Annotated in this window: 16 protein-coding genes; 12 read left to right on the plus strand and 4 right to left on the minus strand. The window is 66.3% G+C overall.

All coding sequences use genetic code 11. The features are described from left to right. Positions 1-106: 106 nt before the first annotated feature. Genes zwf through EUV02_RS02570 form a run of 6 tightly spaced genes read left to right on the plus strand, consistent with a single transcriptional unit; the run spans position 107 to position 7,482 of the window. Positions 107-1,552: a glucose-6-phosphate dehydrogenase gene (gene zwf, locus EUV02_RS02545; protein WP_135244644.1), complete on the plus strand. Its 1,446-nt coding sequence runs from the start codon at positions 107-109 to the stop codon at positions 1,550-1,552. After that, positions 1,545-3,368, plus strand: coding sequence for a phosphogluconate dehydratase (gene edd, locus EUV02_RS02550; RefSeq protein ID WP_135244645.1), 1,824 nt, complete (start codon positions 1,545-1,547; stop codon positions 3,366-3,368). The genes zwf and edd overlap by 8 nt, the downstream gene beginning before the upstream one ends. Then, positions 3,368-4,333: a glucokinase gene (gene glk, locus EUV02_RS02555; RefSeq protein WP_135244646.1), complete on the plus strand. Its 966-nt coding sequence runs from the start codon at positions 3,368-3,370 to the stop codon at positions 4,331-4,333. The genes edd and glk overlap by 1 nt, the downstream gene beginning before the upstream one ends. Next, entirely contained in the window at positions 4,330-4,947 is a 618-nt protein-coding gene (eda, locus tag EUV02_RS02560) for a bifunctional 4-hydroxy-2-oxoglutarate aldolase/2-dehydro-3-deoxy-phosphogluconate aldolase (protein ID WP_135244647.1), read from the plus strand. Before glk ends, eda begins: the two co-directional genes overlap by 4 nt. Next, a complete protein-coding gene (locus EUV02_RS02565; protein ID WP_135244648.1) occupies positions 4,940-5,965 on the plus strand; it encodes a LacI family DNA-binding transcriptional regulator in 1,026 nt (341 codons plus the stop codon). The genes eda and EUV02_RS02565 overlap by 8 nt, the downstream gene beginning before the upstream one ends. Positions 5,966-6,003: 38 nt before the next feature. Further along, the gene (locus tag EUV02_RS02570; protein WP_135244649.1) at positions 6,004-7,482 is read left to right on the plus strand and encodes an MFS transporter; all 1,479 of its coding nucleotides are present in this window, start codon (positions 6,004-6,006) and stop codon (positions 7,480-7,482) included. A 124-nt stretch (positions 7,483-7,606) separates the two neighbouring features. Here EUV02_RS02570 and EUV02_RS02575 read toward each other — a convergent pair whose 3' ends face one another. Continuing rightward, on the minus strand, positions 7,607-8,398 hold the full coding sequence (locus EUV02_RS02575; protein WP_135244650.1) for an enoyl-CoA hydratase-related protein: 792 nt from the start codon (positions 8,396-8,398) through the stop codon (positions 7,607-7,609). Positions 8,399-8,405: 7 nt separating this feature from the next. Further along, positions 8,406-9,908 (minus strand): tryptophan halogenase family protein, encoded by a 1,503-nt coding sequence (locus EUV02_RS02580; RefSeq protein ID WP_135244651.1) that lies wholly within the window; start codon positions 9,906-9,908, stop codon positions 8,406-8,408. Between the two features lie 122 nt (positions 9,909-10,030). Here EUV02_RS02580 and EUV02_RS02585 point away from each other — a divergent pair, with 122 nt between their 5' ends. Together EUV02_RS02585 and EUV02_RS02590 are read left to right on the plus strand one after the other, a co-directional pair. Continuing rightward, positions 10,031-10,270, plus strand: coding sequence for a hypothetical protein (locus EUV02_RS02585; RefSeq protein ID WP_135244652.1), 240 nt, complete (start codon positions 10,031-10,033; stop codon positions 10,268-10,270). Beyond that, complete coding sequence (locus EUV02_RS02590; protein ID WP_135244653.1) at positions 10,267-10,677, plus strand: group II truncated hemoglobin; 411 nt, start codon at positions 10,267-10,269, stop codon at positions 10,675-10,677. The genes EUV02_RS02585 and EUV02_RS02590 overlap by 4 nt, the downstream gene beginning before the upstream one ends. A 3-nt stretch (positions 10,678-10,680) precedes the next feature. Here EUV02_RS02590 and EUV02_RS02595 read toward each other — a convergent pair whose 3' ends face one another. Continuing rightward, positions 10,681-11,367 carry a Crp/Fnr family transcriptional regulator gene (locus tag EUV02_RS02595; RefSeq protein WP_135244654.1) on the minus strand — a complete coding sequence of 229 codons (687 nt, stop codon included), beginning with the start codon at positions 11,365-11,367 and terminating at the stop codon, positions 10,681-10,683. Positions 11,368-11,476: 109 nt separating this feature from the next. On the opposite strand from EUV02_RS02595, the gene EUV02_RS02600 reads away from it, so the two are divergent. Both EUV02_RS02600 and EUV02_RS02605 read left to right on the plus strand, forming a co-directional pair. Beyond that, positions 11,477-12,874, plus strand: coding sequence for a DUF1254 domain-containing protein (locus EUV02_RS02600; protein WP_166430469.1), 1,398 nt, complete (start codon positions 11,477-11,479; stop codon positions 12,872-12,874). Further along, complete coding sequence (locus EUV02_RS02605; RefSeq protein WP_135244656.1) at positions 12,871-14,181, plus strand: DUF1254 domain-containing protein; 1,311 nt, start codon at positions 12,871-12,873, stop codon at positions 14,179-14,181. Before EUV02_RS02600 ends, EUV02_RS02605 begins: the two co-directional genes overlap by 4 nt. Before the next feature lie 21 nt (positions 14,182-14,202). Here EUV02_RS02605 and EUV02_RS02610 read toward each other — a convergent pair whose 3' ends face one another. After that, complete coding sequence (locus EUV02_RS02610; RefSeq protein ID WP_243445790.1) at positions 14,203-17,394, minus strand: amidohydrolase family protein; 3,192 nt, start codon at positions 17,392-17,394, stop codon at positions 14,203-14,205. Between the two features lie 248 nt (positions 17,395-17,642). On the opposite strand from EUV02_RS02610, the gene EUV02_RS02615 reads away from it, so the two are divergent. Beyond that, positions 17,643-18,602 carry a TauD/TfdA family dioxygenase gene (locus tag EUV02_RS02615; RefSeq protein WP_135244658.1) on the plus strand — a complete coding sequence of 320 codons (960 nt, stop codon included), beginning with the start codon at positions 17,643-17,645 and terminating at the stop codon, positions 18,600-18,602. 9 nt (positions 18,603-18,611) lie between these two features. Beyond that, positions 18,612-21,443 (plus strand): AMP-binding protein, encoded by a 2,832-nt coding sequence (locus tag EUV02_RS02620; protein ID WP_135244659.1) that lies wholly within the window; start codon positions 18,612-18,614, stop codon positions 21,441-21,443. Positions 21,444-21,445: the final 2 nt, after the last annotated feature.

Raw genomic sequence — 21,445 nt, forward strand, 5'->3', positions numbered from 1 at the left:
GTTAAGCGTTTTCTGCAATCGATTGCAAAATTGATTGTCGGCAGCTTGGCCAAGTGCTACGAAGCTATCGACCGCAGATAAGCAAGAGGGTTCAGGGGTGGGTTCGATGTCGGCGCTGTTGCTGTTTGGCGCCACCGGCGATCTGGCGCGGCGCATGTTGTGGCCGTCGCTGTACGCGCTCGATGTCGATGGGCTGCTCGCGGCCGATTTGCGCATTGTCGGCACGGCACGCAGCGCGCTCGACCGCGACGGGCTGGCGGCGCTAGTTGCCGATGCCATTGCGGCGCATGTCTCGGGCGGGCTCGGAAATGACGCGGCAGTGGCGAAGTTCCTCGCGCGGCTTGACTATGTGCCGCTCGATGCCACCGACATGGCGGGTTATGGCGCGCTGCGCGCCGCCGCCGGCCCCGATGGTTGCCCGGTGGCGATCTTCCTGTCGACGGCGCCGAGCCTTTTCGGCGCGACGATTGCCGGGCTGCAGGCGGCCGGGCTGGCGTGCGACAATGTCCGGCTGGCGCTCGAAAAGCCGCTGGGCAGCGACCTCGCCTCGAGCCGCGTCATCAACGACGCGGTGGCCAGCGCCTTCCCCGAAGACCGCACCTTCCGCATCGACCATTACCTCGGCAAGGAGACGGTGCAAAATTTGCTGGCGCTTCGCTTTGCCAATTCGCTGTTCGAGCCGCTGTGGAACGCCGGCCATATCGACCATGTCCAGATCACCATCGCCGAAACCGTCGGGTTGGAGGGCCGCGTCGATTTCTACGACGGCGCCGGCGCACTGCGCGACATGGTGCAGAACCACATGCTGCAGTTGTTGGCACTGGTCGCGATGGAGCCGCCGGGGCATTTCGGGCCGACGTCGGTGCGCGACGAAAAGGTCAAGGTTCTGAATGCGCTGCGCCGCATCGATACCGGTAATGTCGCGGCGCACTGCGTCACCGGCCAGTACGGCCCCGGCGTTGCTGATGGCAAGTCGGTGCCGGGCTATGCCGAGGAGCTGGGGCATGCTTCCAACACCGAGACGTTTGTGGCGCTCAAGGCCAATATCGACAATTGGCGCTGGAAGGGCGTGCCGTTCTACCTGCGCACCGGCAAACGGCTGCCGTCGCGCGCGTCGCAGATCGTGATCCAGTTCAAGCCGGTGCCGCACCTAATTTTCGATACCAAGGGCGCCACCGTCAGCGCCAACAAGCTGGTCATCGAGCTGCAGCCGAATGAGAATATCCGGCTGATGCTGATGACCAAGACGCCGGGGCTTGACCGCGACGGTATTCGGCTGCGCGAGGTGCCGCTCGATATCGGGATGGACAACGCCTTTGCCGATACGCGGCGGCGCATCGCCTATGAACGGTTGTTGCTCGACTTGATCGAGGGCCGTTCGACCTTGTTCGTTCGACGTGACGAGGTCGAGGCGCAGTGGCGTTGGATTGACGGCATCCGCGCCGCGCTTGCTGCCAATGGCATCGCGCCCAAGCCCTATGCGGCGGGCAGTTGGGGGCCGTCGGCCGCCATCGGCCTCGCCGAACGCGATGGAGTAAGCTGGCATGACTAGACTCGACGCGCGCGTTGCCGCTGTCACCGACCGGGTCATCAAGCGCTCGGTAGCGGGGCGCGCGCAGTATCTGGAGATGATCGCGCGCGAACGCGACAGCGGCGTCGATCGGCCCAATCTGAGCTGCGGCAACCTCGCGCACGGTTTCGCCGCGAGCGGTGACGACAAGGCCGCCATTCGCGGCGGCAAGGCAATGAACATCGGTATCGTCACCGCGTTCAATGACATGCTGTCGGCGCACCAGCCCTATGGTCGCTACCCGGAACAGATGAAGCTGTTCGCGCGCGAGGTCGGTGCCACCGCGCAGGTCGCGGGCGGCGTGCCGGCGATGTGCGACGGCGTCACCCAGGGGCAACGCGGCATGGAGCTATCGCTGTTCAGCCGCGACACCATCGCGCTGTCGACGGCAGTGGCGCTCTCCCACGGCATGTTCGAAGGCGCCGCGCTGCTTGGCATCTGCGACAAGATCGTGCCGGGGCTGCTGATCGGCGCGCTACGCTTCGGGCATCTGCCGGCGATTCTGGTGCCTGCGGGGCCGATGCCATCTGGACTGGCAAACAAGGAAAAGCAGCGTGTCCGCCAGCTTTATGCCGAGGGCAAGGCGAGCCGCGAGGAGTTGTTGGAGGCCGAAGCGGCAAGCTATCACGGTGCCGGCACCTGCACATTCTATGGCACCGCCAACTCGAACCAGATGATGATGGAGGTGATGGGGCTGCACATGCCCGGCGCCGCGTTCGTCAATCCGGGCACCAAGTTGCGCGACCGGCTGACTCGCGCCGCGACACAGCGGCTGACCGAAATCGGCTGGGACGGCGACGATTATCGCCCGCTGGGCAAGGTCATCGATGAAAAGGCCATCATCAATGCGGTGGTTGGCCTGCTGGCGACCGGCGGCTCGACTAACCATGCCATCCATATCCCGGCCATTGCGCGAGCCGCGGGAATTTTCATCGACTGGGAAGACATCGACAATCTGTCGGCGGCGGTACCGCTGATCGCGCGCGTCTATCCCAACGGGTCGGGCGACGTGAACACCTTCCAGGCTGCGGGCGGCATGGCGTTCACCATCGCGACACTGCTCGAAGCCGGGCTGCTGCACCGCGACGTGCTGACCGTGGCCGGACGCGACCTTGGCGACTATGCGCGTGCGCCGATGCTGGCCGACGACAAGCTGGTCTGGGGCGACACGCCGCTGGCCAGCCTAGACACGACCATGCTGCGGCCCGCCAGCGACCCGTTCGGCCCCGATGGCGGCATGCGATTGGTAAGCGGCAATCTCGGCCGCGCCATCTTCAAGACCAGTGCGGTGGCGCCCGAGCGGCTGACCATCGAGGCCCCGGCGCGCATCTTCAACGACCAGGATGAAGTCATCACCGCATTCAAGGCGGGCGAACTCGACCGTGATGTCGTGGTGGTCGTGCGCTTCCAGGGGCCCCGCGCCAATGGCATGCCCGAACTGCACAAGCTGACGCCCAACCTCGGCGTGCTGCAGGACCGCGGCTACAAGGTGGCGCTGGTCACCGATGGCCGCATGTCGGGCGCCAGCGGCAAGGTGCCCGCCGCGATCCATGTCTCCCCCGAAGCGCTCGGCGGCGGACCGCTGGCGGCGCTGCGCGACGGCGATATCGTGCGGCTGTGCGGCGTCACCGGCGAACTGTCAGTGCTGCTCCCCGATGACGTGCTCGATGCGCGCCCCGACGCGATGCCGCCGCTGCCCGGCGTCGGCACCGGTCGCGAACTGTTTGCGTTCATGCGCTTCGGCAGCGACGGCGCCGAGCGCGGCGGCTCGGCGATGCTCGCGGCGGCTGGCCTGTGATGGAAATCGTCGCCTGCGATATCGGCGGTACGCACGCGCGCTTCGCGATTGCCAGTGTCGAATATGGCCACGTCGTCGCACTGGGTGAGCCGGTGACGCTGGCGACCGCGGATTTCGCCGGGCTGCCGACCGCGTGGGAAGCATTTGCAGCGCGGCTTGGGCGGCCTTTGCCGCGCCATGCCGGCATCGCGGTGGCGGCGCCCATCGACAGCGACGTGCTCAAGATGACCAACAGCCCGTGGATCATCCGCCCGGCGCTGATAGCCGAGCGGCTGGGGCTGGAAAGCTTCGCTTTGGTCAATGATTTCGGTGCCATTGGCCATGCAGTGGCGCAGCTTGGCGATGATGCGTTCGTCCACATCTGCGGTCCGACCGATGTGCCGGCGGACGGCGTGACGACAATCGTCGGGCCGGGGACGGGGCTGGGGGTCGCGCAGTTGCTGCGGCGGGCCGGTCATGCGCATGTCATCGAAACCGAAGGCGGTCACATTGATTTCGCACCGCTCGACAGTATCGAGGACGGCATCCTCGCGGCGCTGCGGCGCCAGTACCGCCGCGTCTCGATCGAGCGGCTGGTGTCAGGGCCGGGGCTGGCGGCAATCTACGCCGCGCTCGCCGCGATCGAGGGTCGCGCGGTGCTGCAACGTGAGGACCGGGAACTCTGGCAAGCGGCGCTGGCGGGCGACGAAGCCTTGCTCAACAGCACGCTCGACCGCTTTTGCCGGATCCTCGGCGCGGTGGCGGGCGACCTGGCGCTGGCGCACGGCGCCAATGCCGTGGTGCTGGCCGGCGGCATCGGGCTGCGGCTGGCCGACCGGCTGGCGACATCGGGGTTCGCCGAACGCTTTGCCGCCAAGGGCCGCTACGAAGCGCGCATGGCGGCGCTGCCGGTGCGGTTGATTACCCACCCACAACCCGGCCTGTTCGGCGCGGCGGCGGCGTTTGCCAACGGAGTGTCCGGATGAACGACATCGATACCCTGATGCAGGTCGCGCCGGTGATTCCGGTGCTGGTCATCGACGATGTTGCCCACGCGGCACCGATTGCCGCGGCGCTGGTCGCGGGCGGCTTGCGGATGCTCGAAGTGACGCTGCGCACGCCGGTCGCACTTGATGTGATGCGCGAAATGGCGAAGGTCGAAGGGGCCATCGTGGGGGCCGGGACCGTGCTTAATCCCCGCGACCTTGATGCCGCGCTATCGGCAGGCGCGCAGTTCATTGTCAGCCCCGGCCTGACCGAGCCGCTGGGGCGCGCGGCGATTGCCAACGGTGTCCCGTTCCTGCCCGGCACCGCGAGCGCCGGCGACATCATGCGGGGGCTCGACATGGGGCTCGACCGCTTCAAGTTCTTCCCCGCCGAAACCTCGGGAGGACTGCCGGCACTGAAAGCGCTGGCGGGCCCGTTCGGCGCGGTGCGTTTCTGCCCGACCGGCGGCATCACGCTCGCCACCGCACCGGCGTGGCTGGCGCATCCGGCGGTGCGCTGCGTCGGCGGCAGCTGGCTGGTGCCGGCGGGCGTGCCCGACCTCGCCGCAATCACCGAACACGCCCGCGCGGCGTGCGGCTTGCGACGTGGATAAGACGACCTCGTTCGATATCGCGCAGGCGGCCGGCGTGTCGCAGCCGACGGTGTCGCGCGCCTTGCGCGGCAGTCCGCTGGTCAACGAGGCGACGCGGCGGCGCATCGAAGCGATTGCCCGCCAGCTCAATTATACCGTCGACAAGAACGCCTCGAGCCTGCGGACCAGCCGGTCGCGGACGCTGGCGCTGCTGTTCTTCGAAGACCCGACACCCGACGAGTCGAACATCAATCCGTTCTTCCTGTCGATGGTCGGCGCGATCACCCGGGCGTGCGCGGCGCACGGCTATGACCTGCTGATTTCGTTTCAGCAGCTGTCGTCGAACTGGCACGTCGATTTCGAGGATAGCCGCAAGGCTGACGGCATATTGCTGCTCGGCTACGGCGACTATCACCTGTCGCGCGCCCGGCTCGAAGCGCTCGATGCGCAGGGTACGCATTTCGTGCGCTGGGGCTCGGTGCGCGACGGTCAGCCCGGCATCACCATTGGCTGCGACAATGTCGCCGGCGGCCGCGACGTGACCGCGCACCTGCTGGCGCTCGGCCGCCGTCGCATTGCGTTCATCGGCGCGGCCACCGACCATTATCCCGAATTCGAGGACCGCTTCACCGGATACGGCGCCGCGCATGCCGCTGCCGGGCTGGTGGCCGACCCGGCGCTGCAGGTCGATGCCATCGCCACCGAAGCCGCCGGCTTCGACGCGACCACTGCGCTGCTGGCGCGCGGCGTGGCGTTCGATGCGGTATTCGCGGCGTCGGACCTTATCGCCATCGGCGCCTTGCGCGCGCTGCACGCGGCGGGGCTGCGCACCCCGCACGACGTTGCGGTTGCCGGTTTCGATGATCTGCCCGCCGCCGCGATGGCCAATCCGCCGCTGACCACCGTGGCGCAGGACGTGGCGCGCGGCGGCGCGGCGCTGGTCGGCGCGCTGCTCGACCGTATCGAAAATCGCGACGTTGGCGACCGGCTACTGCCGGCGCGGCTTGTCGTTCGAAAAAGCTGCGGCGCGGCTGCATAAACGCAAGGACCGGCCGAAGCCGGCAGTAGGGGAGTCTCATGACCAAGCCACGCCAGAGCCATATGGGGCTATGGAATATCAGCTTCGGCTTTTTCGGCATCCAGATCGGTTTCGCGCTCCAGAATGCCAATGTCAGTCGCATCTTCCAGTCGCTCGGCACCAGCATCGATGACCTGCCGATCCTGTGGATTGCCGGGCCGCTGACCGGGCTGCTGGTGCAGCCGCTGATCGGGCACTTTTCGGACCGCACCTGGGGGCGCTTCGGGCGGCGGCGGCCGTACTTCCTGCTTGGCGCGGTGCTGGCGACGCTGGCGCTGGTCGGCATGCCAAACGCGCCGGTGCTGTGGGTCGCGGCGGTACTGCTGTGGGTGCTCGACGCCTCGCTCAATATCTCGATGGAGCCGTTCAGGGCGTTTGTCGGCGACATGGTCGATGATGACCAGAGCACCGCCGGCTATGCCTTCCAGACAGCGTTCATCGGTGCCGGTGCGGTCGTCGCCAGCCTCGCGCCGACGCTGCTCACCGAGGTGTTCGGGGTCGGCAATGTCGCTGCCGCGGGCGAGATTCCGCCGTCGGTGCGGCTGGCGTTTTACCTTGGTGCGGCGGCGCTGCTCGGCGCGGTGCTGTGGACGGTGCTGTCGGTCAAGGAGTATTCCCCCGAACAGCTCCGCGCTTTCGATGGCGAGAGCCATGAACCGCAACGCGGCGCGGTCGCCACCCCGGCGATGGTGCGCCAGGCGCCGCTTTGGATTGTCGCCGGACTGGCGGTGATTGGTGCCGTGCTGGGACTTGGGCTCGACAAGCCGGTCTATATTCTGGGCGCGATGCTGGCAGCGTTCGGGCTGGCGCAGCTGGCCAGCGCGCGCTTGGTCGCGACCGGCCACGGCGACAACGTCCTGTGCCACATCGTCGCCGATCTCGCTGCGATGCCGGCGACGATGCGCAAGCTGTGCCTCGTCCAGTTCTTCACCTGGTCGGCGCTGTTCATCATGTGGATCTACACCACGCCGATCGTCACCGCGCGCGTGTTCGGCGCCACCGATACGGCGTCACAGGCCTACAACGACGGTGCCGACTGGGTCGGCGTGCTTTTTGCCGTCTACAGCGGCGTCGCCGCGCTCTACGCCTTCGTCCTGCCGCGCGTCGCCAAGGCCATCGGCCGCCGCAACACGCATGTCATCGGGCTGCTGGCGGGCGCCGCCGGCTTCGCGTCGTTCCTGTTCATCCGCGACGCGCAGGCGCTGATCGGCTCGATGGTGCTGATCGGTATCGCCTGGGCCTCGATCCTGACCATGCCCTACGCCATCCTTGCCACCACGCTGCCGCCGGCCAAGCTCGGCATCTACATGGGGCTGTTCAACATCTTCATCGTGCTACCGCAGCTTATCGTGTCGAGCGTCATGGGCGAAGTCGTCGGCAGCCTGTTCCCCGACCAGCCGGTCTATGCGATGGCGATTGCGGCGGGGGTTCTGGTGTTGGCGGCGGGCGCGATGGTGCGGGTGAAGGAAGGCGTGTAGGGCCTCCGGCGGGCAGGGGTGACCCCTGCACCCGAATTTTGCAGTCCATGAAACGCGACCGTGGCCTTTGGTGCACCGACGCCAACATATGGGTGCAGGGCCAAGGTCCTGCCCTCCGGAGGCTCTACCCGTCTTCCCACTGCGGCGGCCGCTTCTCGAGAAACGCCGCAATCCCCTCCTTGGCGTCGGCGTGTGCGACGTTGGCAATCGCCTCGGCCTTGGCGAAGCAATAGGCGTCGGGCACGGACATCGCGGCTTGCGCATTGAAGCTGCGTTTGCCGCGCGCCAGCGTTGCGGCGGATTTGCTGGCGATGCGTGCAGCGAGCGCGTCGACGGCGGCGGGCAGGTCGTCGGGGTCATGGACGGCGTTGATCAGTCCGATGTCGCGGGCGTGGCTGGCGGGGAACAGTTCGCCGGTGGCGAGCATCAGCATCGCCGCCTTGCGGCCGATGTTGCGGGACAGCTGGATCTGCGGCGTGTGGCACCAGAAGCCGATGTTGACGCCCGGCGTGGCGAAGCGCGCGGTGCTGGCGGCGAGCGCAAGGTCGCACGCGGCGACCAGCTCGCAGCCCGCGGCGGTGGCGACGCCGGTGACTTCGGCGATGACGATCTGCGGGGCGTTCATCACCGCCTGCATCAACGCGCCGAGCCCGTCGAAATCCTGTTCGAGGAATGCCGGATCGGGGTCGCCGGTGAATTCGTTGAGGTCGTGGCCGGCGCAGAAAATGCGGCCGCCGGCGCCGGAAATTATGATGACCTTGATATCGCGGCGTTCGGCGAGGTCGGCGAGCGCGGCACGCAGGTCTGCGGCAAGTTCGAATGATAGGCTGTTGCCCGCCGCCGGCCGGTTGAGCACCAGCCGCGCGACCGCGCCGTTTTCGTGGCGTAACAATCTGGGGGCGGGGGATTCGGTCATCGCGGCCTCAACGGGGTGAAGAACAGTGACGTGCGATATAGTCGCGGTGCGTCGGCATGGCGTCGGCGGCTTCGCCGATGACGCGCTTGAGGCCCGACAGCAGCCGCGGCGCATCGACATTGCGCGCGTCCGCCAGTGGGTCATAGCGCGCTGGGATGATACCTTGCCCGAGGAACACTGCGAGCCAGCTGACGTTGACGAATAACTCGCCGGGGTCGGCGACGACACGCGCGTGCGCGGCGAAGTGCGCGATCTTGTTTGCCAGTTCGTCGGGGATGTCCATCGCCGCAACGTGGCGCCACAGCGGCGTGTCGGCGCGCGTCGTCGCCTTGTAGTGCAGGATGATGAAGTCGCGGACGCGTTCGAATTCGCGCGCGGTCAGCTTGTTGTATTCGGCCGCGACCAGCGGATCGAAATCGCGGTCGGGCCATAGCGCCAGCAGCCGGTTGATGCCCGACTGGATGAGGTGGATGCTGGTCGATTCGAGCGGTTCGAGGAAGCCGCTCGCCAGGCCAAGGGCAACGACATTGCGATTCCAGAATTGCTTGCGGCGGCCGGTGGTGAATGCCAGCCGGCGCGGTTCCGCAAGTGCTTCGCCATCAAGGTTGGCAAGCAGCGTTGCCTGCGCGACGTCATCATCGAGGAAGCTGCTGGCATAAACATAGCCGTTGCCGGTGCGATGCTGCAGCGGGATGCGCCATTGCCAGCCGGCGTCACGTGCCGTCGAGCGCGTGTAGGGGGTGAAATCGTCGCTGCTCGCGCACGGCACGGCGACGGCGCGGTCGCAGGGCAGCCAGTGCGTCCAGTCGTCATAGCCGCTGTCGAGTGCGCCCTGGATGAGCAGCCCGCGGAAGCCCGAGCAGTCGATGAACAGATCGGCCTCGATGCGGCGCCCGTCTTCGAGTTGCACCGCGCTGACGAACCCGCGCGCGTCCTGTTCGACCGTGGCGACCTTGCCTTCATGGCGCGTCACGCCACGCTTTTCACCATAGCCGCGCAGATACAGCGCATAGCGCGACGCATCGAAGTGATAGGCATAGTCCATCGTCGACTGCACCAGCCGGCGGTCGCTGGTCGGCTTGTCGAAGCGGTTGGCGCGCGCGGCAGCCCAGGCCATCGAATAGTCCGACAGCGGCGTGGTGTCGCCGCGCTGGCGTTCGCGCAGCCAGTAGTGGTGCAGCGTCACGGCATCGAAATCGGCGCCGAATGTGCCGAACGGGTGGAAATAACGGTTGCCGGTCCAGCCCCAGTCGACGAATTCGATGCCGAGCTTGAAGCTGCCATAGGTGCATTTGAGAAAGTCGTTCTCGTCGATGCCGAGCTGCGCGTTGAACAGCTTGATCGGCGGGATCGTCGCCTCGCCGACGCCGACGGTGCCGATATCGTCCGATTCGATTAGCTCAATGGCAACGCCGTGCTGCAGCGCGTTGGCCAGTGCCGCCGCCGCCATCCAGCCCGCGGTGCCGCCACCGATGACGGCGACGCGGCGGATATTGCGGGACTCAGGCATGCGGGGTTCCGGCGATTGGGGCTTGCAATCGATTTCATCGTCTGCGAACCGCGCCGCGTCAAGTTGCTGCGGGTTGATCCATGTCAATGCCGCGCCAATCGCCAAAGTCCAGAAAGCTGACCATGAGCCCCGACGAATTCACCGCCGCTGCCCGCACCATTACCGCCACGCTGAGCGGCCATGCTGCGCATCGGGCATTCGACCTGCTAACCAACGACCTGCTGCGCGCGCTCGGCTACGGCGACGGCGTTGCGACGTTCGAGGCGGCGGTGCTGCACTGGCACGAGGCTGCACACCCCTATCCGCACATCGGGCCGTGCCCTGATTGCGAAGCGGCAGCGCCGCTGCGCGCGGCTGCATGACTGTCGAAGTCGCCACCAAAGCCCCCGCAGCGCCGACGCCGTTCGAGCTGTTCGGCGGTGCAGTGGCGGTGCGCAAGCTGGTCGACCGCTTCTATGATTTGATGGAGGGCGACCCCGACTACGCGGCGCTACGTGCGCTGCATGCCGCCGATTTGGACCCGATGCGTGACTCGCTGACGGGCTTTCTGATCGCCTGGCTCGGCGGCCCGCGCGACTGGTTCGACGCCCGCCCCGGCGGTCCGTGTGTGATGTCGATGCATCGCAAAGTCGCCATCGACAGCACGGTCGCCGATCAATGGCTGTTCGCCATGTCGCGCGCGCTCGATTCCTGCGCCATTGATGCGCCGTTGCGCAGCGCCATCATCACCGCCTTCACGCGCATGGCGGGCGGCATGGTCAACCGCTGAGGACTACCGCCAGATGCGCTCGTCGTTGTTGGCGAGCTGCTGTAGTGCGGTGCGGTCGATGATTTCGAGATTGCGGTAACCGATCGCGATTATGCCGCGCTCGACCAGACCGTGCAGCACCTTGTTGGTCGTCTGCCGCGACAGCCCGCACATTTCGGCTAGATCGCTTTGTGAAAACCCCAGTTCGTGGCGCCGCGTCGCATCGAAATAGCCGCTGAACGACAGCAGACGTTGCGCGATGCGGATTTCGGGCACCGGCTGGATGAGGTTGGCCACGACCGAAACCGCCAGGCTAAGTGACTCACCGCCGTTGATGGCGAAATGCCGGCAATTTTCAGCATCCTGCGCCATTTCGTCGAAATCGTTCTGCGACAGGTGCAGCACCTCGACCGGCGTGCCGGCGACCAGCGTTACCCAGCGCGGTGCGCGTTGGAATGCAGTCGCTTCGCCGATCCAGTATCCAGGCTGCTCCGAATTGACGAGCACATCGGCCGGCGGCACCCGCGTCAGCAACCGGCCGCTGACCAACCCGAACATGCCGCTGGGGGGATCGCCGGGGTTGTACAGCGCTTCGCCGGTTGCGAACTGCCGTAACCGGCAGCGCGCTATGACCGCGTCACGGAACGCCGCCGGCCGCCGTGACAGCCAGCCCTGCGCGGTAACAACGGCGGCGGCTTCGGCCTTGTCCATCGTGCGCCCTTAACCTTCAGCTAACACTGTCAATACCGCGACAGTCCGGCAGCGGCAAATGCGCTACCCGCGGTATCCAGCACAAATCGACAATTGCGGGAGCTTCACCATGAGCAGTTCAACCAGCGTCGCGACCCGGCTAGGCGCGCTTGAATTCGAAAACGGCTATCCAAGCGTCGCAACCGCGGCCCGGTTGTATGACGAGATGGATTTCCAGCGCGCGACGCAGGCCTATATCTGGGCGTTGCCGGCGATCGGCTTCAAGGCGCTTTATGACGCGCAGGCCAAGACGCTGGGCACCAAGAACGGCGATGTCCTGATGTATCAGGACCTCAAGGACAAGGCAGGGATGCTGACCCCCAACATCACGACGCTTTATGCGTTCAGCTTCTGGGATCTGGCGGCGCAAGGGCCGCTGGTTGTCGATGTGCCGGCCGGGCTGACCGCTGGCGGGGTGATGGATATTTGGCAGCAGCCACTGTGCGACATGGGCCAGACCGGTCCTGACAAGGGCGCCGGCGGCAAGTATCTGATCCTGCCGCCGGGGCATCCTGGCGTTGACGCGCCCGACCACCGGATTTTCCAGTCGCCGTCGAACCAAATCTGGTTCGGCACGCGTGGGCTCGACCCTGACAAGGCGGTCGCCGAAGCCACCGTCAAGCAACACCGGCTGTACAGCTGGAACGACCGCGCCAACCCGCCGGTCAGCCAATATGTCGGCGTCGGCGGGCGCGCCTGGGAATCGGCGCATCCGAACACCCTCGACTATTGGCGCCTGCTCGCTGAACTCTATGCCAATGAACCGGTGGCGCCGCGCGACCGCATGATGTTCGGCATGTTGAAGCCGCTGGGCATCGAACCCGGCAAGCCGTTTGCGCCCGATACGCGCGCCGCGAAAATCCTGACCGATGCCGCGCAGGTCGGCGAGTTGATGGCGCGCACCATCGCCTTTGAAAAGCGCATCGAAGGCTCGGTCGTCTATCCCGGCAAGCGCTGGGAATACGCGGTTAAGTTCGACCTCGATCAGGAAAACCCCGAAAAGACCCGTGTGCAGTTCGATGAACGTGGCTCGTGGTTCTACGAAGCCATCGGCATGTCGACGGGCATGCAGGGCCGCGTGCTCGGCTTCGGGCAGGTCTATCTCGAAACCTCGAAGGACAAGGCCGGCAACTGGCTCGACGGCGGCAAATGCTACCGCATGCGTGTCGATGCCAATGCGCCGGTCAAGCAGTTCTGGTCAATCACGCTCTACGACAATGTCGATCGCGGCCCGCTGGTGACGCCGCAGGGCGCCGCCGACATGAGCTCGCGCCGGCCCGACCTTGTCACCAACGCCGATGGCTCGGTCGATGTCTATTTCGGCCCCGAAAAGCCCAAGGGCGCGACCAACTGGATCGAGACGCTGTCCGGACGCGGCTGGTTCCCCTATTTCCGCTTCTATGCCGCAACCGAAGCCTATTTCGATAAGAGCTGGCAGTTGAACGATATCGAGGAGATTGTCGGATGAGCGCGTTGACCCCCGCCGATGCCAAAGCCATTGCCGGCGAGGCCTGGCTTTATGCCTTTGCACCCGTGGCGCTGTACAACACCATGTTTGCTCAGGCGATCGACGCCGCCTCGCCCTCCTTTGTCGGCGGCTTCAACCGCTTCCGCCACTATGACCGGCTGGCGACACCCGATGACAAGGACATCGTCACGCCCAACAATGACACGCCCTATAGCTGGGCCTGGCTCGATCTGCGCGCCGAGCCAATGGTGCTCAGCCTGCCGGCGGTCCCCGATCGCTATTATGTCAACCAGTGGTTCGACCTTTACACCCATAACTTCGCCTATACCGGCGTACGAACGACGGGGCGCAAGGCGGCCCATTATCTGTTCGCCGGGCCCGATTGGCAGGGCGAGGTGCCAGCCGGTATCACCAAGGTGTTTCGCGCCGAAACGCGGATCGTCGGCACGTTGACCCGCACCGCCGTCAGCGGCGCCGATGACATTCCGGCGATGAAGGCCGTGCAGGCGCAATATCTGTTGCAGCCGCTGTCGGCCTTTGCCGGCACGCCGGCGCCCGCTGCGGCCGCGATGCCGGCCTGGCCGGCCTGGGACGACGCCACGGCCAAGGGGCTGGGCTTTATCGGGTATCTGAACACGTTGCTGCCATTCTTGCCGGTGGTGTCGTCAGAAGCGGCGATGTTTGCTCGCTTTGCAAAGATCGGCATTGGCGCGGGCCGCGGCTTTGACGAAGCGGCCCTCGATCCGGCGCTGCGCGACGCGATGCGCGCCGGCGTTGCCGAGGCGGCGGCGGCGTTTCAGGCCAAGGCAGCGAAGGAAACCAGCTCGGTGGCAATGTTCGGATCACGCGCCGAACTGGGCCCGGATTACATCTATCAGCGCAGTTGCGGCGCGGCGCTGGGCATCCTTGGCAACACCAAGGAAGAGGCGATCTATGGTAGCCAGCAGACCGAGCCCGATGGCACGGTTCTGAGCGGCGCGCGTGACTGGAAGATGCGCTTTGCCCCCGGACAATGGCCGCCGGTCAATGAATTCTGGTCGATCACCATGTATTCGCTGCCCGACCGTTTTCTGGTGCCCAATCCGGTCAATCGCTTCTCGATCGGTGACCGGACGCCAGGGTTGAAGGCCGATAGCGATGGCGGGCTGACGATCTACCTCCAGTCCGAAAGCCCCGGGCCGGACAAGGAATCGAACTGGCTGCCGACACCCAAAGGGCCGTTCTTCTTTGCCGGTCGCTTTTATGGGCCGAAGGCGGAGGCGCTCGATGGCCGCTGGACGTTGCCACGGCTGGTTGCGACGTCCTGAGACGTCGCAACCGGCAAGCGCCTATTCCCACCAATAAGGCGCGCGTTTGCGGGTGCCGGTGACGTCCTCGTTCATCGTTCTGGGGTCATACATGCGGCCGCCGATCATGACGCGGTGGACGGTTTCGCTGTTGCGGATATCGACCGTCGGGTCCTTGTCGAGCACGACGAGGTCGGCGAGCTTGCCTGGTTCAAGGCTGCCGATGTCCTTGGCCATGCCGAGCGATTTCGCGGGGACGATGGTGCCGGCCGCCAGTGCCTCGATCGGGCTCATGCCGCCGCGGACAAATGACCAGAGCTCCCAGTGCGGGCCGATGCCGGCCTGCTGGCCGTGCGCGCCGATCGAGACCAGCACGCCGCGCTTTGCCAGTTTGTGGGCTTCGCGGGCGTTGTCGTCGTCGACGAATTCGCTTTCGGGTGCCTTGGTGCGGCGGACGTTGTTTTCGGCGAGTTCGGTCGGCGGGATGTTGGCGACGAGCAGCGGCTGCGCGAACACATCGGTCGCCTGCCGCCAATAGGGGTCGCCGGCCAGCCCGCCGTAGGTAACCACCAGCGTCGGCGTGTAGTTGGTCGTCGTTTGCGGGAAGAAGCTCAGCACATCGTCGTAGAACACCCCGAGCGGGATATTATGTTCAAGCGTCGAATTGCCGTCAGCGGCAATCGTCATGTCCATGCCGAACAACGACCCGCCTTCGGCGACCACCTGCATGCCTTCGCGGCGCGCCGCCTCGACGACCTGCTGGCGCTGTTCGCGCCGCGGTTGGTTGTAGTTCTTGATGCTGTAGGCGCCCTGCGCCTTGAGGCGGCGGACGTGTGCAAGTGCATCGTCGAGGCTATCGATCTGCGCATACACATCGGCGGCCTTGGCGCCGTAGACGATCTCGCCGGTCGAGAAGATGCGCGGGCCGAGGATGATACCGGCTTGCTGCATTTCCTTGGCGGCGAAGATCTCGCTGGCGCGCGCCGACGGGTTGTGGATCGTCGTCGTGCCGAGCGCGAGGTTGACCATCGAGCTCCAGTTCTGCTGCGGCACCAGCTCGTCGCTGCCCTGCGGGCCGTGCGCGTGCGCATCGATGAGACCGGGGATGATCGTCTTGCCCGCCATGTCGACAGTTTTGGCGCCCGCCGGAACGGTGACGCTGCCCGACGGCCCGACAGCGAGGATGCGGTCGCCCTGGATGACGATGGTGCCGTTGTCGATGATGCCGCCGTCGTTAGCGCCACCGTCGCCGCCGGCCACAGGTTTGCCCGCCATGGTGACGATGCGTGCGCCCGTGAGCGCGACGATGCCGGTTGGGCGGTCGGCGCTGACTTCGCGTGCTAGCGAAACGCCGGTCGTCGGCGCTGCGAACTTGGCGCTGTCACCCGGCGCCGAGCGGAAGAACTCATTGGTACGTGCGGTGTAGAGCGTCGGTCCGACGCTCCAGTGGAGTTCGTTGCCGCCGTTCGACCAATGGATGAAATCGGCACCCCCGCGGCTGACGCGGGTGACGGGCAGGCCACCGCCGCTGCTCGACACCGACACGTCCTGCGTGCCTGGCATCAGCGGCATGACAAAGGCTTCGTAGTTCTGGCGGAACGCGAAGTATCTGCCGTCAGGCGAAACGCTATAGTCACTGACTAGTTCGCCGGTGGCGTGGACACGCTTTTCATCGCCTGCGAGGTCGGTGCTGACGAGCTGCAGCTTGCCCTTCTCACTACCAATCATGAACAGGCGGTCGTTCGAAGCGCCGAACTGCGGCGCGGCATAGTCGCGGCTGATCAGCGTTGCAGCACCACCGGCGGCGGGGATGCGATAGACGCCGGGCGCGACGCCCCAGTTGGGCGAGGTCAGCCCGCCGCCGCTGGCCTTTTCGAAAACGATCGTGTTGCCGTCGGGCGAAAAGCGCGGGCGCGCATAATGGCCGGGCTGGGTGGTGACGGTCTTGGCGCCGCCGCCGCTTGCCGACACGGTGCGGATGCTGCCGAGCTTGCCGTCGTTCCAGCTGACGAAAACGATCTTGCTGCCGTCGCGCGACCATGACGGGAACAGCTCGAAGTCGGCCTCGTCGTTGGTCAGCCGGCGCGGGGCGCTGCCGTCGGTCGGCTTGATGTAGAGTTTGCCGAGGCTTTCAAACACGACCTTGCCGCCGTCGGGCGAGACGCTGGCAAAGCGCGTCATCTTGGTGGTGAAATGGTCAGGCGCCACGGTCATTTGCGGGTGCGGTGCATCGATGACGCCGCGCGTATCATTGACCTTGAACGGGATGACCGCGGCGTCGCCGCCGCTGCCGGAAACCTTGCGGATCTTGCCGCCGGCCCAGAAGATGATGGTCTTGCTGTCGGGTGTCCACGCCATGTTCGGGTAGACGCCGGTGACCGCCCAGGTGCCCTGAAGGTCAGGATCGAGGCCGTCATAGAGTTTGCGCTGCACGCCCGAGGCGAGGTCCATCACATAGAGCCGCGAGCTGCCCTGTTCGCGTCGTACAAAGGCGATCGACTTGCCATCGGGGGAGGGGGTGGGGCGCACCGAGCCGCCGTTGCCCGACAGCACCGTGGTCACCTCGCCGGTGTCCATGTCGTAGCGTTCGACGTTGAACAGGTCGGTGTTCCAGTCCTGCGCATATTCGAAGATCGGGCCGCGCGTGATGTTGCGCGTGTAATAGATGCCCTTGCCGTCGGGGCTGAAGGTCGGTTCGCCGAGTTCCTTCTGCAGCTTCTCGTCGGCGCGCTTGACCAGCACCACGCCGCCGCCGCCCGAGACGTGATAGAGCCACACCTCGCCGGTGCCGAGCGAGCGGCCAGTGGTGAAATGCTTTTTCGCGGCAATGAAGCGCCCGTCGGGGCTCCAGGTCGGCTGGTTGAGCAGGCGGAAATCTTCCTTGGTGACTTGCAGCTTGTTCGAGCCGTCGCGGTTCATCACCCAGATGTTGTCGCCGCCGCCACGGTCCGAGGTGAAGGCGATGCGGCTGCCGTCGGGCGAAAACCGCGGCTGGACTTCCCAGGCGAGACCTTCGGCAATGCGCGTCGCTGTGCCACCGCTGATCGGCATCGTGTAGATGTCGCCGAGCAGCGTGAAGGCGATGGTGCTGCCGTCGCGGCTGACATCAAGGTCCATCCAGCTGCCCGAGTCGACCGAAATCGGCACTTGCCGCACGGCGGCGGCAGGCGGCGCGTTGACATCCCATTTGGGCGCGGCGGGTTCGGCAGCTGTTGCCGGCAAGGCGTGCATCATGGCAGCAGCGGACGCCACCCCCAGCAGGCGGGTGACAAGGCGCGGTTGGTTGGTCATTGGATTTCCCCTGAACTGACTGGCCCGATTGGGCGTATGCACCATCACTAACGCCGCGCGGGCGGCGTGCAAGTGCGCTGACGTCGCCAGATGCCGGTTGAATTACAGTGGCCAAGCAGGCAAAACGGCGGCCGTAAGCCAGTGCCCCGGCGTCAGGCTATGACGCGCCCCGTTTTGCGAGCACCAACGCCATGTCGCCGCGTGAATTTTCGGCAACGATTGAAGCCTTTGAAGGCGGTGGTACGGTCAGCATGCTGCCGTGGGTCGATGCCAATCTGGGCGAGGTCAAGGCGATGCTGGCGTCGCAGGGCGCAGTGCTGCTGCGCAACTTCGCCGACAGCGCGGGTGACGACCTCGCCGAAACCGTGCTTGGCCGCATCGGCAACGAGTTGCTCGACGACGCCTATTGGTCGACGCCGCGCAAGGGCGTCAAAGGCAAGACCTTCACTGCCACCGAAATGGCTAGCAACCGCACGATCGCGCTGCACAGCGAGATGGCGTACATGCCTGCCTGGCCGCGGCTGGTGGCATTCCATGCGCTGATCGTCGCCGAAACCGGCGGCGAGACTACGGTGTGCGACCTTGACGCCGCGAGCGCGCTGATGGGCGATGTGGCGGCGAAGTTCGCGGCGCAGGACATCATCTACCAGCGCAGCTTCCACAAGGGCATCGACATCCCGTGGCAAACGGCATTCCGTACCGAAGACCGCGCTGACGTTGACGAGGTCGCAGCGCGCAACGGCATGACGGTGCGCTGGCTCGACAACGGTGTGCTGCAGACCGAGCACCGCGCGCAAGGCACCGTCGCCGACGAGGCCGGGCGGCCGCTATGGTTCAACCAGGCGCATGTTTTTCATGCCTCGTCGCTCGGGCCGGCGCGGGCGCAGCTTGAAAAGCTGGTGGGCGCCGACAAGCTGCCGCGTAACGCAATTTTCGCCGACCGTACTCCGATTGCCGATGCCGACATGGCGAAGGTCCAGGACGCCTTCAACACCACGACCTGCGCGATGGCGTGGCAGCCCGGCGATGTGCTGGTGCTCGACAACATGCGTTTCGCGCACGGCCGCGCGCCGTTCACCGGCGCACGCAAGCTGCATGTAGCCATGGCCGACGCGCAAACGGTGCGCACCCGCACGCCGCTGTTCGGCTGAGCCGTAGCCATGGCCGCATCGCCTTCGCCAAATCCGGCCGCATGGGCGCCCGGCCCCGTTGTCGGCGTGGTGCAGGCGGCGAGCCTCGATTTCATCGGGACGATGCTGGCGCTCGAGGCCGAAGGTGCAGTAGCGGTGCTGCTGCGTGCCGTGGATGATGCTGAACGCATCGCTTCGACCGGAGTGTCGCGCGTCATCGTGCCCGCCGCCGGGGCAGGGTGGAGCCAGGCGACCTATGCGCCGCGCGGCGGCGACGCCATAGCGCAGATCGCTTTTACATCGGGGACGACCGGCACCGCGACCGCAGTCGCGCTCACGCACGCCAATCTGGCGAACACGCAGGGCCGGCTGATCGCGGCGCAGGGACTCGACAGCGACGTCCGCGAATATCTCGGCGTGCCACCGGGCTATTCATTCGGGCTGGGGCGGGTGCGGGCGGTGGCGGGTGTCGGCGGGCAGTTGTTCGTGCCGGCGCATGGGTTTGACCCGCATGAATTTGGCCAGATGTTGCAGACCGGCGCGGTCAACGCGCTGTCGGCGGTGCCGACCTTGCTGCGCGTGCTGCTCGCCAATCGCGACCAACTGGGCGATGCAGGGGCACGATTGCGCTGGCTCGAAATCGGCAGCCAGGCGATGACGCGCGGCGAAAAGGAGGCGGTCAAGGCGCTGTTCCCCAACGCGCGCATCGTCCAGCACTACGGGCTGACACAGGCGTCGCGCACGACCTTCCTCGATCTCCATGCCGCCGAAGGTGCGCAACTCGACAGCGTCGGGCGAGCGGTGGCGCCGGTCGAACTGCGCGTCGATGCTGATGGCGAACTCCATGTGCGCGGGCCGCATGTCGCGCCGTTCCGGCTGGTCGCAGGCGCATTGCAGCCGCTGACTGACGCGGATGGCTGGCTCGCCACCGGTGACCTCGCCCGGCTCGATGACGACTGGCTAACCTTTGAAGGCCGCCGCGACGACCAGATCAACTGCGGCGGCATCAAGCTGCAACCCGATGCCATCGAAGCCGGCATCACTGCCGCGCTCGGTGCGGTGCCGGTCGGTGTCACGCGGCTCAGCGACGCATTGCGCGGCGACGGCATATTGGTCGCTGCCGAACGCGGCGCCGGGGTCGATGTCGACGCGCTGCGGGCTGCCGCCGACAAGGTCATCGCAGGGCTGGGAGTCCACGCCGGCACCGCACTCGACGTGACCTTGGTCGATGCGTTGCCACGCACTGAAACCGGCAAATTGCGCCGCGCTGCACTCGCGGCCGCGCACGTGCCGCACAGCTACGCCGATACGCCTGAAGCGCGGCTGGTCAAGCTGTGGCAGCAAGTGCTTGGTATCGAAGCGGTCGGCGTCAACGACAGCTTCTTCGACCTCGGCGGCGATCCGCTGGTCGGCCATGACCTGATTGCCGCCATGGAAGCGCAGGGCATTTCGGCGTCCGCGGCGAGCGGCTTGTGGGACGGGCTGAGCATAGCGCAGATCCTGACACTCGATGCCGCGCCAGTAGCGGGCGCGGGCGCCGAGGCGCAAATCCTAGCGCTGTGGCGCGAGACTTTGGGCCGCGAGGATGTCAGCCTGACACAGGGCTTTTACGACGTCGGCGGCGACTCGCTGTCGGCGATCACGCTGGCGCTCAACATGGAGCGCGCCGGCTTCGATCCCGAACTTGCGCGCGCAATCTTCGACGGCAAGACCATCGCCGAAATCGCCGCCGAGGCCGATGCTGCCGCCGGCCCGCAGGTCGCCGACCGGCCGGCGCCGGTGCGCACCAAGAGCCAGATCGCGCTGCTCAGCGAGGGGATGAACCTCGTCAAGGGTATCCTCGTTCTGTGCATGATCGCGTCGCATTGGGTTCCAATTTATCTCGGCTATCTCGGGCTGCGCGGTGGGCTGATTTCGAAGGCCATCCAGCCGGCGCTGTCGATGGGCACGCCGACGCTGGCGTTCATTTTCGGCATCGGCATCCCGGTGTTCCACGCGCGGCAATATGCCGGCAGCGGGCCGGCGTTCCGCGCCAATGTGCGCAAGGGCGGGCTGCTGCTCGCGGTCGGTTTGCTCGTCGGCTTCTTCCTCGAGGCGGCGACGCGTCTGGTGGCGGGCGAGACGTTCGACGCAACGCTGGTCGCTTCGTCATTCACCAACGGGCCGTTCCTGTACTTCCTCGCCGCGACGCTCTCGATGCCGCTTTGGATCGGGGCGGTGCGGCGCGACACGGCGTCGATGGTGCGGCTGGCGCTGGTCGCGCTGGTGTTCATGGCGGCGTATCTGGTGCTGCTCGCGGTGCTGCCGGCAGACGCCAGCGGTGCGGCGGCGGTGTTCCTGCGCGAGGCGTTCGCCGGCCACTGGAGCCTGTTCCAGCTCGGGTCGCTGACGCTGGCGGGCGTTGTCGTCGGGCTGCTGATCGAGAACCATCTGGCGGCGGGCGGCAACCTCCGCGCTATCGCGCCGGTCGGGGTGATCGTGTTCGGCACCGGCATGGTGATGTCCGCGGCGGCGCACGACCTTGCCAGCTGGATCACCCCGCATGAGTCGATCACCTTGTGGTCGGCGATCGCTTATGCAGGCATCGCGCTGTGGCTGGTGGCACGTTTCGAGGGCATCGCACAGGCCGCAGCGCCAGTCGCCCCGGCGCGGCTCGGCGTACAGCTGCTCGCCAGCCTCGGCATCCTGCTGTTCCCGCTCTACGTGCTGCAGAGCCTCGTCTACCACTCGGCGTCGATTATCGAGATGCTGACCGGGCAGAGCCTGATCAAGATGCTGACGCTGTGCATCGCGATCTTCCTGGTGCTGGCCAGCTATCCGGTGTGGCGTGTCTGGCGGCTGTACTACGCCGACCGGCGCTAGCG

This window comes from Glacieibacterium arshaanense, assembly GCF_004681125.1.
Classification (GTDB): Bacteria; Pseudomonadota; Alphaproteobacteria; order Sphingomonadales; family Sphingomonadaceae; genus Polymorphobacter_A; species Polymorphobacter_A arshaanense.

Coding starts and splice junctions, on each gene's coding strand:
- EUV02_RS02600 (WP_166430469.1), top strand. CDS start 11,477: ATGAGCAGTTCAACCAGCGTCGCGACCCGGCTAGGCGCGCTTGAATTC.
- EUV02_RS02585 (WP_135244652.1), top strand. CDS start 10,031: ATGAGCCCCGACGAATTCACCGCCGCTGCCCGCACCATTACCGCCACG.
- EUV02_RS02605 (WP_135244656.1), top strand. CDS start 12,871: ATGAGCGCGTTGACCCCCGCCGATGCCAAAGCCATTGCCGGCGAGGCC.
- glk (WP_135244646.1), top strand. CDS start 3,368: ATGGAAATCGTCGCCTGCGATATCGGCGGTACGCACGCGCGCTTCGCG.
- EUV02_RS02590 (WP_135244653.1), top strand. CDS start 10,267: ATGACTGTCGAAGTCGCCACCAAAGCCCCCGCAGCGCCGACGCCGTTC.
- EUV02_RS02570 (WP_135244649.1), top strand. CDS start 6,004: ATGACCAAGCCACGCCAGAGCCATATGGGGCTATGGAATATCAGCTTC.
- edd (WP_135244645.1), top strand. CDS start 1,545: ATGACTAGACTCGACGCGCGCGTTGCCGCTGTCACCGACCGGGTCATC.
- EUV02_RS02620 (WP_135244659.1), top strand. CDS start 18,612: ATGGCCGCATCGCCTTCGCCAAATCCGGCCGCATGGGCGCCCGGCCCC.
- EUV02_RS02615 (WP_135244658.1), top strand. CDS start 17,643: ATGTCGCCGCGTGAATTTTCGGCAACGATTGAAGCCTTTGAAGGCGGT.
- zwf (WP_135244644.1), top strand. CDS start 107: ATGTCGGCGCTGTTGCTGTTTGGCGCCACCGGCGATCTGGCGCGGCGC.
- EUV02_RS02595 (WP_135244654.1), bottom strand. CDS start 11,367: ATGGACAAGGCCGAAGCCGCCGCCGTTGTTACCGCGCAGGGCTGGCTG.
- EUV02_RS02575 (WP_135244650.1), bottom strand. CDS start 8,398: ATGACCGAATCCCCCGCCCCCAGATTGTTACGCCACGAAAACGGCGCG.
- eda (WP_135244647.1), top strand. CDS start 4,330: ATGAACGACATCGATACCCTGATGCAGGTCGCGCCGGTGATTCCGGTG.
- EUV02_RS02580 (WP_135244651.1), bottom strand. CDS start 9,908: ATGCCTGAGTCCCGCAATATCCGCCGCGTCGCCGTCATCGGTGGCGGC.
- EUV02_RS02610 (WP_243445790.1), bottom strand. CDS start 17,394: ATGATGCACGCCTTGCCGGCAACAGCTGCCGAACCCGCCGCGCCCAAA.